The following is a 12,662-nucleotide window of genomic DNA, read 5'->3' on the forward strand; positions in this document are numbered from 1 at the left end:
CGATTCGACCACAACAACCAAGCACCCACACTTATCGGTTGTTCGACTTTTTAAAGAACCGCTGCCACCCGGCAGCGAAGAAGCGAGATTATGATCAACTACCTAATCCCTGTCAAGCATTTCGTGAATCTTTTTTAACGCCCCGGCTCACCACCAAGACCCGATCCACCGCCCAACAACCTCCCGCTTCAACCTCCTCAACCCCGCACACCGCTTCCGAAGAAACCGCTGCAGCGCTGAAGAGGTGCGCATTATAGACCCAGCAGAAACGCCGTCAACACAAATCAGCAATCTAAAAATTTATGAGCGAATAAGACGGTCAGCCAACCGAGGGCGGCACATCAAGGCCACGCTCTTAAGCTCCGCTCGCACGGCAGTGTCAGTACATCCCAGGAGCGGCGGCGTAGTTCTCGAAGCGCGTATTCTCGCCGATGAAAGTCAGACGTACCGTCCCGGTCGGACCGTTACGGTGCTTGCCGATGATCAGCTCGGCCGTCCCTTTGTCCGGCGAATCGGGGTTATATACCTCATCGCGATAGATGAACATGATGATGTCGGCATCCTGTTCAATAGCTCCGGATTCGCGCAGATCGGACATCACCGGGCGTTTGTTGGGCCGTTGCTCGAGACTTCTGTTGAGCTGCGAGAGCGCCATGATCGGCACGTTGAGCTCTTTTGCGAGCGACTTCACCGAGCGCGAGATTTCGGAAAGCTCTGATGCGCGGTTGTCACCCTCGCGCGTACCACTCATCAGCTGCAGGTAGTCGATCACGATCAGGCCAAGCTTTCCGCACTGGCGCGCAAGGCGGCGAGCTCGGGCACGCAGGTCGATCGGGTTCAGGCCGGGCGTCTCGTCGATGTAAAGAGGGGCATCGTAGAGCTTTCCCATGGCCATCGTAAGGCGCTGCCAGTCGTCGTCGGTGAGCCGGCCGCTGCGGATCTTCTGCATGTCGATGCGACCGACGGAGGAGATAAAGCGCGTCGCAAGCTGCGTGCCGGGCATTTCCATCGAGAAGATCGCCACCGGCAAGCGTTGCTCTATTGCGATGTGCTCGGCCAGGTTGAGCGCAAAGGTGGTCTTGCCCATTGCGGGCCGGCCGGCAACGATGATCATGTCCGAGGGCTGCAAACCGGAGGTCTTGTCATCCAGATCAACCAAACCGGTCGGCACGCCGGTGACCTCCGAGGGATTGTCCCGATCGTAGAGTTCCTGCACGCGATCGACCACCTGCTTCAGGATAGGCTGGATCGACACAAAACCGCTCGCGTGGCGGGCCCCCGCCTCGGCAATCTCGAACACCTTGGCCTCTGCTTCGTCCAGCAGCGCCTTGGCGTCCTTTCCCGAGGGGCTCAAAGCACTCGCGGCAATCTCGTCCCCGACCGCAACGAGTTTGCGCAGGATCGCGCGCTCGCGGACGATCTCGGCATAGCGGCGAATGTTGGCTGCAGACGGCGTGTTGTTTGCAATCTCGGCCAGATATGCGAGACCGCCAGCCTGCTCCGCCTCGCCATTCTTTTCCAGCGACTCGAACACCGTGACCACATCGGCCGGCCGCCCCTGGTCGATCAGCCGGGTGATGTGGCGATAGATGCGGCGATGGTCGTCGCGATAGAAGTCAGCCTCATTGACCAGATCGGCGATGCGCTCCCACGCCTGATTGTCGAGCAGCACACCACCGATCAGCGACTGTTCGGCCTCAAGCGAATGCGGTGGCAGCTTGATCTGCGCAAGCTGCGGATCGCTCGGAAAATCGGAAAAACGGGAGGGAGCAGAACTCATCTGAAACACCATCTGGGCCGGATCGCCACATTGTAGCGACCGACCGCGCCGCGAACGGCGACCCTGAAAACAAAAAGGGCTGCACATTGCAGCCCTTTCTACATGCTCTCGCGGACGAGATTACTGCTCTGCCACCACCGCGACGGTGATGTTGGCCAGCACGTCGGCGTGCAGCGACACTTCCAACTGGGTCTCGCCAACCTGCTTGAGCGGCCCTTCCGGCATGCGGATGGCGGCACGATCGATGTCGAAACCCTTGGCAGCCAGCGCCTCGGCGACGTCAGCATTGCCGACCGAGCCGAACAGACGGCCGTCCATGCCGGCCTTGCGGGCGACTTCCACACTGACGCCTTCCAGCTTGCCGGCCAATTCCTGGGCAGCCGCGAGCTTTTCGGCCTGCACGCGCTCAAGTTCGGCACGACGCGCCTCGAACTCGGCCAGGTTGGCCTCGTTCGCGCGCTTTGCCTTGCCCTGCGGGATCAGGTAGTTGCGGGCGTAGCCGTCCTTGACCTTGACGACGTCACCTAGAGCACCGAGGTTCACGACCTTCTCGAGAAGAATGATCTGCATGTTTCCGTTCTCCTCTTACTGGTGCAGGTCGGTGTAGGGCATCAGAGCCAGGAAGCGGGCGCGCTTGACGGCAACCGACAGCTGACGCTGGTAACCCGCCTTGGTACCGGTGATGCGTGCCGGCATGATCTTGGCGTTCTCGGTGATGAAGTCCTTGAGGATATCGACGTCCTTGTAGTCGACTTCTTCGATCTTCTCCGCGGTAAAGCGGCAGAACTTGCGACGCTTGAACAGACCACGACCGCCGCGGTCGTCCTTCTTCTTGAACTTGGATTTGGGCTTGAAGGCCATTTTCAGTTTCCTTCGAGAAATTCGATTGTTGTCAGGTGCAGAACCGGGGTTCGGCTGCGCAGGCTCTTTGCGGCGAGGAATCCGGTGATACGCATTGCGCCTCCCGGAGTTGCCGCAGCCAGCACCGCCGCCAGATCCCCCAGCGCCACTGCCTGAAGCTCTACCGAAACTTCACGGGTCAGACCCGCTTCAACTTGTTTCGATTCGTGCGCCAACATACAACTGGCGACCGGCACTCCGGCAGGGGTTCGACGCAGCGGCAGCACTTCGGCCACGCGCGCATCGAGGCGCAGCTCGTTTAGACCCGGTTCAGGCAACTCAGGCGGCAGCGGCTTCGCTGTCGGCCGGCTTGGCGTCGTCGGAGCCGATATTCATCGAGCGCGACTTCTCTTCCTTCATCATCGGCGAAGGCGTGGTGACAGCCTTCTTCATCTTGATGGTGAGGTGACGCAGCACAGCGTCGTTGAACTTGAAGGCGTGCTCGAGCTCGGCCAGCGTCTCGCCGTCGCACTCGATGTTCATCAGCACGTAGTGGGCCTTGTGCACCTTCTGGATCGGGTATGCCATCTGGCGGCGCCCCCAGTCTTCCAGGCGGTGAACCTGACCGTTGCGGCTGGTCACGATGGACTTGTAGCGATCGACCATCGCCGGAACCTGTTCGGACTGGTCCGGGTGGACGATGAATACGATTTCGTAGTGTCGCATGCAGACTCCTTGCGGTTATTGATGCAGCCCCCCGGCATGCGAATCCGGTGGGGCAAGGGAAAGCCCGGCAGTCTAACAAGTTCTTCTTGAAAATCAAAGCGCCGTCGAGTTCAGGCGCCCCGACCGGCCCGGCGCCGTCCAAGGCACAAGCCTGCTTACACTCTGCTCACGCCGCTGACACGCCGGCCGGCCTAGCATCTTTGTCGACGGGGCGCCGCCCTGCCACAAGTCAGAACACGAACGAGGCAGAACATGAAGACCACACTCGGCAGCACGCTGCTTGCCTTACTGATCAGCGCCGGCCTGCTCGGCGCGGCCACCGCAGCCGAAGCACGCAATGACCGTCGCGGCGAGCGCCACGTGCGGCATCACACGCATCACCCCATGCACGGCGACAGGCATTACGACAAACGACCGCCACGCCATGCCGCGCGCGCCAGGGACGATCGCCACGGGTATCGCGAGCGGGTGGTGATACATCACGTGCCGCCGCGCGCCCCACGACACACGGTGATTCACCACCACTATTACCAGCCTGCCTACCGCAGTTACGGCTACAGCAACTCGCCCGCACTGGTGATCGGCGTGGACATCCCGCCCCTGGTAATCCCCCTGCGCTGACGGCTGCAGCCCAGAAGGCCCACAGCCCACCCCGGCGAGACTGCTCTGCCCAAACACCACCGGGGTGAGCGCATCGCCTGCGGGCACGGGCAAGAGGCCTTCAGCGTGGCCGGCTGTCCCAGATCTTCTGCAGGCGCTTGACCGACACCGGCATCGGCGTCCTCAGTTCCTGCGCGTACAGTCCCACGCGCAGTTCCTCCAGCAACCAGCGGAATTCCTCCAGCGCGGGATCCTCGACGCCGGCCCGCCGGCGCACGAGGCGCTCGCGCTCCCAGATCTGGGCGAGTTGCTTCCATTCGGCCATGAGTTGCGCATCGCGCGTCGGATTGTTGCGGAGTTTGTCGAGCCGCACCGAGGCACCCTTGAGGTAGCGCGGGAAGTGCGCCAGCTTGTCCCACGCGAAGGCGACGAGGAAATCCTTCGGCAGCAGCGCACCGAGCTGCCCCTGGAGGTCGGCCACCACCTCAGGGAAGGTCTTCAAGCCGGACAGCCGCTTCTGCAGTGCCGCATGCTCGATCAGCAGTTGGCCAGCCAGGCGCATGAACTCCTGCGCGACCAGGCTCACCCGCGACTTGGCCTCGGCGCAGCGCTTCGCGAACGCATCGGCGCCGGTCGGCAATGGCTCGAGCAGGCAGCAGCGGTTCAGCGTCGCCTCGACCAGACACGCCTTCAGCTCGGCCTCGGTGCCGAAGCTCATGTACTGCAGCGCGAGCTCGCGCAGGCCGGGCAGGCGCTCGACCGCGCGCACCTGGTCCTTGAGGTTGAGCGCGAACAGGCGCGCGAGGCCGCGGCGGTGCACCCGCGTCGCCTCCTCGGGCGTGTCGTAAGGGCGTAGCGAAACGCTGTCGCCATCGTCGTGCAGCGCCGGGAAGCCGATCACCTCGCGGCCGGCGACGCGCACCTCGAGCAGCTCGGGCAGGGCGCCGAAGGTCCAGGCGGTGAAGCCGGACAGCGCCTGCGCCGGCATCTCGGCCGCTGCGGCGCCGCGCCCCGGGGCGTCGCCCGCCGCCTTGCCACTCCCCTTGCGCCCGGGCTGAGCAGCACCCGCGCCACGCCCCGTCCCGCTCGCGACCTCGGCACGGCCCACCCCCCCGACACCCGCCGCCGACAGCGCGCCCGCAAGCGCACCGCCGATCTTCGCAGCCGAGAAGCGCGCCGCCACCTGCTCGCGGAAGCGTGCGCGCAACTCCATCAGGTTGCGCGACTGACCCATCGCTCGGCCGTGCTCGTCGACCACGCGGAAGTTCATGAAGCAATGCGGCTTGAGGTTCTCCGCACGGAAGCTCTCCAGCGGCAGCTTCAACTGCACGCGCTCCTCGACGAAGCGCTGCAGCATCTTCAGCAGCGGCTCGTCAGTGTCGAACTCGCCGCCCTCGAACGCCGCCATGAACGCCGCCGCGCTCTCGGCCACCGGCTGCAGACGGTGGCGGTGCTTCTGTGGCACGGTCTTCATCAGCGCCGCGACCTTCTCCTCCAGCAGCCCCGGCACCAGCCACTCGCAACGATTGGCGGGGATCTGGTTGAGCATGGCCAGCGGCACCGCGAGCGTCACGCCATCGTCGGCCTCGCCGGGCTGGTGCAGGTAGGTGAGCTTCAGCTTCTGCCCCAGCACCTCCAGCGCGGGCGGGAAGCGGTCGGTGGTGACACCCTCGGCCTCGTGGCGCATCAACTGCTCACGCGACAGGTGCAGCAGCTTCGGCTCGGTCTTCTCCGCCGGCTTGCGCCAGACCTCCAGGCCGGCGACGTCACACACGTCCGCGGGGAGCTTGCTGTCGTAGAAGGCCTCGATCAGCACCTCGTCCACCAGCACGTCAGGGCGGCGCGATTTGTGCTCGAGGCGCTCGATCTCCGCCACCAGGCGCTGGTTGTGGGCGAGGAAGGCCATCGCGCGTGCCGGCCCCTCGGCGATCTCGCCCTGCACCAGGCCCTCGCGGATGAAGAGCTCGCGGCACAGCGCGGGGTCAATGTCGCGGTAGGCCACGCCGCGGCGCGGGTAGATCACCAGCCCATACAGCGTCCCGCGCTCCCAGGCGCGCACCGCACCGGAAGACTTCGACCAGTGCGGCTCGAACACCTGACGCTTGATCAGGTGGCCGCCGACCTCCTCCACCCACTCCGGCTCGATGCGCGCAATGCAGCGCCCAAACAGGCGCGAGGTCTCGACCTGCTCCGCGGCCATGATCCACTTGCCGGCCTTCTTCGCCAGCGACGAGCCAGGATGCGGCCAGAACTTGATGCCACGCGCGCCGAGGTAAAAACCGGCCTGCGGGCCCTTGCTTGCGTGCTCTCCATCGTCCGCCTTGCAGCCGATGTTGCCGAGCAGGCCAGCGAGCAGCGCCTTGTGGATCGCCTCGTAGTTCGCCGGCTGCGCGTTCTCCTTCCAGCCGTGCTCGGCGCACAGCGTATGCAGCTGGCTGAACACGTCGCGCCACTCGCGCATGCGCATGTAGTTGAGGAAGTGTTTCTTGCACCAGGCTTTCTGCTTGCTGGACGACTCATGGCGTTGCACCTCGTCCCAGGCCTTCCACAGGTGCCAGTACCACAGGAACTCGGACTTCTGGTCCTGCTCGCCGCCGCGGAACTTCGCGTGCGCCTGGTCGGCCGCGCCCGGGCTGTCCTGCGGCCGCTCGCGCGGGTCCTGCACCGACAGCGCGGCGGCGATCACCAGCAGTTCGGCGAGCGCGCCGCGGTCGCGCGCGGCGAGGATCATGCGGCCGATGCGCGGGTCGAGCGGCAGCTTCGCCAGTTCAATGCCGGTCGGCGTCAGCCTGCGCTCGTCGTCGTCAGTGACGGCGCCGAGCTCGGCGAGCAGCGCGTAGCCATCGCCGATCAGGCGCGAACCGGGCGCGTCGATGAAGGGGAAGTCCTCCACCGCGCCCAGCTTCAGGGCCTTCATGCGCAGGATCACGCCGGCGAGCGACGAGCGCAGGATCTCGGGGTCGGTGTGCGGCTGACGACGGTTGAAGTCGTCCTCGTCGTAGAGGCGGATGCAGATGCCGTCCATGACCCGACCGCAACGCCCGGCGCGCTGTTGCGCGGCCGACTGGGCGATCTTCTCGACCTGCAACTGCTCGACCTTGTTGCGCGGCGAGTAGCGCTTGATGCGCGCCAGCCCCGTGTCGACCACATAGCGGATGCCGGGCACGGTCAGCGAGGTCTCGGCGACGTTGGTCGAAAGCACCACCCGGCGCCCGTTGGAGACCGAGAACACGCGTGCCTGCTCCTGCGCCGACTGGCGCGCGAACAGCGGCAGGATCTCGGTGCCGGGGAGGTGATGGGCCTTCCTCAGCGCCTCGGCGGCCTCGCGTATCTCGCGCTCGCCGGGCAGGAAGACCAGCACGTCGCCCGGGCCGCAGCGCTGCGCCTCGTCAACCGCGTCGACCAGCGCGTCCATGAGATCGCGGCTCCTGTCCCTGCCACCCGCCCTGGATTTGTCGCCCTCCTTCCCGCCTTTCGCGGCCGCGCGCGCCGCGGCCGCCGGGTCGATGTCCTCGCTCTCCACCGGCCGGTAGCGCATCTCGATCGGATACAGGCGGCCGGAGACCTCGATCACCGGCGCCGGCTTGCCCGCGGCGTCGGCGAAATGCTTCGCGAAGCGATCGGCATCGAGCGTCGCCGAGGTCACCACCACCTTCAGGTCTGGCCGGCGCGGCAGCAGGGTCTTGAGGTAGCCGAGCAGGAAGTCGATGTTGAGGCTGCGCTCGTGCGCCTCGTCGATGATCAGGGTGTCGTAGGCGGCGAGCAGCGGGTCGGTCTGGGTCTCGGCGAGCAGGATGCCGTCGGTCATCAGCTTGACGTGGCTACGCTCGCTGGTCTTGTCGGTGAAGCGAATCTTGTAGCCGACGACCTCGCCGAGCGCGCTCTTCAACTCCTGCGCGATGCGGCTCGCGGTGGCGCGCGCGGCCAGCCGGCGCGGCTGGGTGTGGCCGATGAGGCCGGCGACGCCGCGCCCGAGCGTCATCGCGATCTTGGGCAGCTGGGTGGTCTTGCCCGAGCCGGTCTCGCCGCAGACGATGATGACCTGGTGGGCGGCGAGCGCGGCGGCGATCTCGTCGCGCCGCGCCGATACCGGCAGCTCGGGCGGGAAGTCCGGGACGGGCAGCGCCGCGCGACGAGAGAGCAGCGCGGCGCGCGAGCGGGCAAGGAGCGCATCGAAGTCTGCCTGCAGGCGAGCCCCTCGCGCGTCCATCCGACTCCGCCCATGCATCACCTCGTCCCTGGCCGACCGGCTCTCCGGCGTAGCTTCTGCACCGCTGCGCGTTGGGGACGCGGGTTGCGCGACACGTGCCAGATCGCGCGCCATGCGGCGCAGGCGCTGGCGATCGACGCTCAGGCAGTCGTCAAAAATCGGCAATTCGGTCGGACGGCGCGCGCCCTTGTGTTCAGCCCTCATGGATCCACTTCGGGTTCTTCAGGCCGCGCATTATCTCCTGCATCTTCGCCATGTTGGCGTTGCAGTGCGACAATGGCGCCCATTGCCGAACGCCCCGCCCGCAGAGTCCGACCATGCCCGCCCACGCCATCGCTGCCGTCGTCTATAAGCCCACCGACAACATCGAGACCCTGCTGGCCCACGCAGCGCGTGCCCTCGCCAAGCGTGGCGTCCGCCTCGGCGGCGTGCTCCAGCACGACATCGCCACCGTGATCGAGGACCCCTGCGCGATGCAGCTCGAGAACCTCGAGACCGGCGAGAGCATCCCGCTGTCGCAGGAACTCGGCCGCGGCTCGATCTCCTGTCGGGTCGACCCGGACGCGCTCGCACGCGGCTCGATGGCAGTGCGCGGCGCGCTCGCGCGTGGTGTCGATCTGGTGATCATCAACAAGTTCGGCGCCCAGGAGGTGGCCGGCGCCGGCCTGCGCGACGAGATGGCCGAGACCGTCGTCGCCGGCGTGCCGCTGCTCACCGCGGTGGGAGAGCGCTTCCTCGCAGAGTGGAAGGAATTCACCGGCGGCGAGGGCATGTTGCTCGACCCCACGCTCGACGCCATCCTGGCCTGGTGGTCCGCGCCAGACGCGGGCTGAGCCATGCACTGCCGCCCCGACTGCGCCGCCTGCTGCATCGCCCCCTCGATCTCCTCGCCGATCCCGGGCATGCCGCTGGGCAAGCCGGCTGGCGTACGCTGCATCCAGCTCGACGACCTGGAGCGCTGCAGGATTTTCGACGACCCGTGCCGGCCGGCGGTGTGCGCAAGCCTGCAGCCGTCGGCGGAGATGTGCGGCAACGAACGGAAACACGCGCTGCGCTACCTCGCCCGGCTCGAAGCACTGACCGCGTCCTGACCGTACCCTGAGCGTGACCTGCGCACCCACCCGGCATCGTCCCCGTGGCGCAACATGCCGGGGGCTATAATCCCGCCTCCCTCCGCTTCCCGCTCCCGCGCCGCATGGACCTCTCCCTCCTCCTCGTCGCACTCGTCCTCGGCATCGTCGAAGGCCTGACCGAATTCCTGCCGGTCTCCTCGACCGGCCACCTGATCATTCTGGGCGATCTGCTCGGCTACAACGACGACACCAGCAAGGTGTTCAAGATCGTCATCCAGCTCGCTGCCATCCTGGCGGTGTGCTGGGACTACCGCGAGCGCCTGATCAAGGTCGCCACCGGACTGCCCACGGAGCGCAGCGCGCAGCGCTTCGTGTGGATGCTGTTCATCGGCTTCCTGCCTGCGGCCGTGCTCGGGCTGATGTTCCACTCCACGATCAAGGGTCTGCTGTTCAACCCGATCACGGTGGCGACCGCGCTGGTGGTCGGCGGCCTGATCATCCTCTACGTCGAAAAGCGTGCTTATCACCCGCGCATCAACGAGGTCGACGAGATGCGCTGGACCGACGCGCTCAAGGTCGGCTTCGCGCAGGCGCTGGCGATGATTCCAGGCACCTCGCGCTCGGGCGCCACCATCATGGGCGGACTGATCTTCGGCCTGTCGCGCAAGACGGCGGCGGAGTTCTCCTTCTTCCTGGCGATCCCGACCATGTTCGCCGCAACCGCCTACGACCTGTACAAGAATTGGGCACTGCTGCGGATTGAAGACCTGCCGGTGTTCGCGGTCGGCTTCGTCGCCTCCTTCGTCGCCGCAATGTGGGCGGTGAAGAGCTTCATCCAGTTCATCTCCAACCACACCTTCATCGTCTTCGCCTGGTACCGTATCGCCTTCGGTCTCTTCGTGCTCGCGACCTGGTACTTCGGCTGGGTCGAATGGTCCGAGCCTTGATCGAGGCACGCACGATGATCATCTACCTGCACGGCTTCCGCTCCGCGCCCGCGTCGATCAAGGCGCAGGCGCTCAAGGCCCGCATGGAGGCACGTGGCCTCGCCGACCACTTCTGGTGCGAGCAACTGCCAGTGTCGCCGCGCGCCGCGATCGCACTCGCCGAAAGCGCAATCGCCCGCGCGCGCGCCGCCGGGATCGAGCCGGCCGTGGTCGGCAGCTCCCTCGGCGGCTACTACGCCACCTGGCTCGCACAGCAACACGCGCTGCGCGCGGTGCTGGTAAACCCCGCAGTCGTCGCGCCGCTGTCGCTCGAAGCCTTCATCGGCACACAGACCAACCTGTATACCGGCGAATCCTTCGCGTTCACCCGCACGCACATCGACGAATTGCGCGCCTTCGAAGTCCCCGCAATCACCCACCCCGAGCGCTACTGGCTGCTGGTCGAGACCGGCGACGAAGTGCTCGACTACCGTCACGCAGTGGAGAAATACGCCGATGTACGGCAAACCGTGCTCGAGGGGGGCGATCACGGCTTCTCGCGCTGGGGCGATTTCCTCGACGACGTGATCGACTTCACCTGCCCCTGACGCGACAATATCCACGATGAACGCGCACGATCCTTCCCGCAGCACGCCGACCGCAGGCGCGACCGCCACTTCCGGCTTCGATCCGCGCCGCTTCAAGGCCATGGAGCGTGCTGGATTCAACCGCATTGCCGCGCGCTACGCGGAAGGCGCCCATCTGCGCGCCGACCTCGCTGCCGCGCTGCTGGATGCCGCGGCCCTCGCGCCAGGGCTGCGCGTGCTCGACCTGGCCAGCGGGCCGGGCCTGCTCGCACGCGATGCAGGCTTGCGCGTCGCGCCCGGCGGTGTCGTGCTCGCCACAGACATCGCGGAAGGCATGCTGGCCGAGGGTGCACGCCGCTGCGGCGAGCACGCAGATGCGCCGTGCTTCGCCGCCGCCGACGCCGAACACCTGTGTCTGGCCGACGCCAGCATGGACCGGGTACTCGCTGGCCTCGCGCTGTTCATCTTTCCCCACCCGGAGCGCGCCCTGGCAGAGATGCGCCGCGTGCTCGTCCCAGGCGGCCGGATCGCACTGTCGGTGTGGGGCCCGCGCGAGACGGTGCCGCTGATCCACCGCGCGCAGGACACCATCGCCCGCCTGCTGCCCCCGCCCAAAGTCGCACGCCCCTCGGTATTCCGTTACGGCGAGGCCGGCGTGCTGGAGCAGGCACTTGAGACGGCCGGCTTCGTCGACATTGAACTTCGTCCCTGCGAATTCAGCTGCCACTTCGAGCATGCCGAAGCCTATTGGCAGGCCTTCCTCGACCTCGCGGGCGGAGCGGCCGAAGCGCTCGGGCGGCTGCCACAGGCCATGCAGGACGCGCTGCAGGCGGCGGTCGCGGATGAGCTTGCGGGCCACTGCTGCGACGACGGTCGCGGCGGCTACCTGCTGCCAGCGCGCACGCTGATCGCCACTGCGCGCCGTCCGAAAGCTTGAGGCGCCCCCCACCCATCGAACGCTGCAGCGCCCCAGGTGACCGCTTCTACCGCCCCCTCGCCCGGCAGCGCCGATTCGCATGCGCGCAACGGCATGCGCGCCGCGCTGGCGGCCTTCTGCATCTGGGGGTTGGCGCCGCTGTATTTCCGCGCCATCGGAACGGTCCCACCCTTCGAGATCGTCGCGCACCGGGTGCTGTGGTCGGCGATTCTCCTCGCCGGGCTGATCGCGCTGCTGCCCTTCACCGGAGGCTTCGCGCGCGTGCGCGGCGTGCTCGTGCAGCCGCGCCTCCTCGGCCTGCTCGCGTTCACCGCCCTCCTCACCGGCAGCAACTGGCTGGTCTTCATCTGGGCCATCGATGCCGGAAGGCTGCTCGAAGCCAGCCTCGGCTACTTCATCAACCCACTCGTCAGCGTGGCCCTGGGCGCGCTCTTCCTCCGCGAGCGGCTGCGCCCGCTGCAGGCCGCTGCGGTCGCCATAGCGTGCGCAGGCGTGGGATGGCGGGTGTGGCAGCTGGGCAGCCTGCCCTGGATCGCGCTCTTTCTCGCCGGGACCTTCGGCCTTTACGGTCTGCTGCGCAAGCGCGCCCCGGTCGAGGCCGCCAGCGGGCTCTTCATCGAAACCCTGCTCGTCGCACCGCTCGCGCTCGCGTGGCTGGTCTGGGTCGGGCAGCAGGGCGGCCTCAGCTTCGGCAGCGGCGCCCGCACCGACTGGCTGCTGCCGCTCACGGGCGTCATCACCGCGGTCCCGCTGATGCTGTTCGCAGTGGGTGCGCGCCGGCTGCCCCTGGCCACGGTAGGCTTCCTCCAATACCTCGCGCCCAGCCTCAACTTCCTGGTTGCGGTGCTCGTGTTCCGCGAGCCGCTCGACGCCACCCAGTTGGTGGGCTTCGCGCTGATCTGGTGCGCGCTCGCGGTGTATTCCTTCGATCTACTGCGTGCCGCACGCCGGCCTGCGCCCCGAATCCAGTAAACTAGCGCGCT

Annotated in this window: 13 protein-coding genes; 7 read left to right on the plus strand and 6 right to left on the minus strand. The window is 66.7% G+C overall.

What is annotated here, in order from left to right; translation table 11 throughout:
• Positions 1-379: 379 nt before the first annotated feature.
• The 5 genes from dnaB to rpsF all read right to left on the minus strand — a co-directional run bounded on the left by dnaB (position 380) and on the right by rpsF (position 3,346).
• Positions 380-1,780, minus strand: a complete 1,401-nt coding sequence (dnaB, locus tag ACPT9U_RS13685; protein WP_418364615.1) for a replicative DNA helicase — start codon at positions 1,778-1,780, stop codon at positions 380-382.
• Positions 1,781-1,900: 120 nt separating this feature from the next.
• Positions 1,901-2,350, minus strand: a complete 450-nt coding sequence (rplI, locus tag ACPT9U_RS13690; RefSeq protein ID WP_418364614.1) for a 50S ribosomal protein L9 — start codon at positions 2,348-2,350, stop codon at positions 1,901-1,903.
• Positions 2,351-2,365: 15 nt separating this feature from the next.
• Positions 2,366-2,641 carry a 30S ribosomal protein S18 gene (gene rpsR / locus ACPT9U_RS13695; protein WP_002933051.1) on the minus strand — a complete coding sequence of 92 codons (276 nt, stop codon included), beginning with the start codon at positions 2,639-2,641 and terminating at the stop codon, positions 2,366-2,368.
• Positions 2,642-2,643: 2 nt separating this feature from the next.
• Complete coding sequence (gene priB, locus ACPT9U_RS13700) at positions 2,644-2,916, minus strand: primosomal replication protein N (protein WP_418364613.1); 273 nt, start codon at positions 2,914-2,916, stop codon at positions 2,644-2,646.
• 43 nt (positions 2,917-2,959) lie between these two features.
• Entirely contained in the window at positions 2,960-3,346 is a 387-nt protein-coding gene (rpsF, locus tag ACPT9U_RS13705; protein WP_418364612.1) for a 30S ribosomal protein S6, read from the minus strand.
• Positions 3,347-3,598: 252 nt separating this feature from the next.
• Here rpsF and ACPT9U_RS13710 point away from each other — a divergent pair, with 252 nt between their 5' ends.
• Positions 3,599-3,967, plus strand: coding sequence for a hypothetical protein (locus ACPT9U_RS13710; protein WP_435751337.1), 369 nt, complete (start codon positions 3,599-3,601; stop codon positions 3,965-3,967).
• 100 nt (positions 3,968-4,067) lie between these two features.
• Here ACPT9U_RS13710 and hrpA read toward each other — a convergent pair whose 3' ends face one another.
• Positions 4,068-8,360 carry an ATP-dependent RNA helicase HrpA gene (hrpA, locus tag ACPT9U_RS13715; RefSeq protein WP_435751338.1) on the minus strand — a complete coding sequence of 1,431 codons (4,293 nt, stop codon included), beginning with the start codon at positions 8,358-8,360 and terminating at the stop codon, positions 4,068-4,070.
• A gap of 113 nt (positions 8,361-8,473) precedes the next feature.
• Here hrpA and ACPT9U_RS13720 point away from each other — a divergent pair, with 113 nt between their 5' ends.
• From ACPT9U_RS13720 to rarD, 6 genes are all read left to right on the plus strand, one after another.
• Positions 8,474-8,989: a DUF2478 domain-containing protein gene (locus tag ACPT9U_RS13720; RefSeq protein ID WP_435751339.1), complete on the plus strand. Its 516-nt coding sequence runs from the start codon at positions 8,474-8,476 to the stop codon at positions 8,987-8,989.
• A 3-nt stretch (positions 8,990-8,992) separates the two neighbouring features.
• Complete coding sequence (locus ACPT9U_RS13725) at positions 8,993-9,247, plus strand: YkgJ family cysteine cluster protein (RefSeq protein ID WP_435751340.1); 255 nt, start codon at positions 8,993-8,995, stop codon at positions 9,245-9,247.
• Between the two features lie 104 nt (positions 9,248-9,351).
• Positions 9,352-10,176 (plus strand): undecaprenyl-diphosphate phosphatase, encoded by an 825-nt coding sequence (locus ACPT9U_RS13730; RefSeq protein WP_418364607.1) that lies wholly within the window; start codon positions 9,352-9,354, stop codon positions 10,174-10,176.
• Between the two features lie 14 nt (positions 10,177-10,190).
• On the plus strand, positions 10,191-10,763 hold the full coding sequence (locus tag ACPT9U_RS13735) for a YqiA/YcfP family alpha/beta fold hydrolase (RefSeq protein ID WP_435751341.1): 573 nt from the start codon (positions 10,191-10,193) through the stop codon (positions 10,761-10,763).
• Positions 10,764-10,779: 16 nt separating this feature from the next.
• The gene (locus tag ACPT9U_RS13740) at positions 10,780-11,679 is read left to right on the plus strand and encodes a class I SAM-dependent methyltransferase (protein ID WP_435751342.1); all 900 of its coding nucleotides are present in this window, start codon (positions 10,780-10,782) and stop codon (positions 11,677-11,679) included.
• Positions 11,680-11,772: 93 nt separating this feature from the next.
• Positions 11,773-12,651, plus strand: a complete 879-nt coding sequence (gene rarD / locus ACPT9U_RS13745; RefSeq protein WP_418364630.1) for an EamA family transporter RarD — start codon at positions 11,773-11,775, stop codon at positions 12,649-12,651.
• Positions 12,652-12,662 lie beyond the last annotated feature (11 nt).

The sequence above is a fragment of the Thauera sp. AutoDN2 genome (genome assembly GCF_051280715.1).
GTDB lineage: Bacteria > Pseudomonadota > Gammaproteobacteria > Burkholderiales > Rhodocyclaceae > Thauera.

Bases quoted from the DNA above. Each gene is read 5' to 3' on its own strand.
- dnaB (WP_418364615.1), bottom strand. From the start codon at position 1,780: ATGAGTTCTGCTCCCTCCCGTTTTTCCGATTTTCCGAGCGATCCGCAG.
- rplI (WP_418364614.1), bottom strand. From the start codon at position 2,350: ATGCAGATCATTCTTCTCGAGAAGGTCGTGAACCTCGGTGCTCTAGGT.
- rpsR (WP_002933051.1), bottom strand. From the start codon at position 2,641: ATGGCCTTCAAGCCCAAATCCAAGTTCAAGAAGAAGGACGACCGCGGC.
- rpsF (WP_418364612.1), bottom strand. From the start codon at position 3,346: ATGCGACACTACGAAATCGTATTCATCGTCCACCCGGACCAGTCCGAA.
- ACPT9U_RS13710 (WP_435751337.1), top strand. From the start codon at position 3,599: ATGAAGACCACACTCGGCAGCACGCTGCTTGCCTTACTGATCAGCGCC.
- hrpA (WP_435751338.1), bottom strand. From the start codon at position 8,360: ATGAGGGCTGAACACAAGGGCGCGCGCCGTCCGACCGAATTGCCGATT.
- ACPT9U_RS13720 (WP_435751339.1), top strand. From the start codon at position 8,474: ATGCCCGCCCACGCCATCGCTGCCGTCGTCTATAAGCCCACCGACAAC.
- ACPT9U_RS13725 (WP_435751340.1), top strand. From the start codon at position 8,993: ATGCACTGCCGCCCCGACTGCGCCGCCTGCTGCATCGCCCCCTCGATC.
- ACPT9U_RS13730 (WP_418364607.1), top strand. From the start codon at position 9,352: ATGGACCTCTCCCTCCTCCTCGTCGCACTCGTCCTCGGCATCGTCGAA.
- ACPT9U_RS13735 (WP_435751341.1), top strand. From the start codon at position 10,191: ATGATCATCTACCTGCACGGCTTCCGCTCCGCGCCCGCGTCGATCAAG.
- ACPT9U_RS13740 (WP_435751342.1), top strand. From the start codon at position 10,780: ATGAACGCGCACGATCCTTCCCGCAGCACGCCGACCGCAGGCGCGACC.
- rarD (WP_418364630.1), top strand. From the start codon at position 11,773: ATGCGCGCCGCGCTGGCGGCCTTCTGCATCTGGGGGTTGGCGCCGCTG.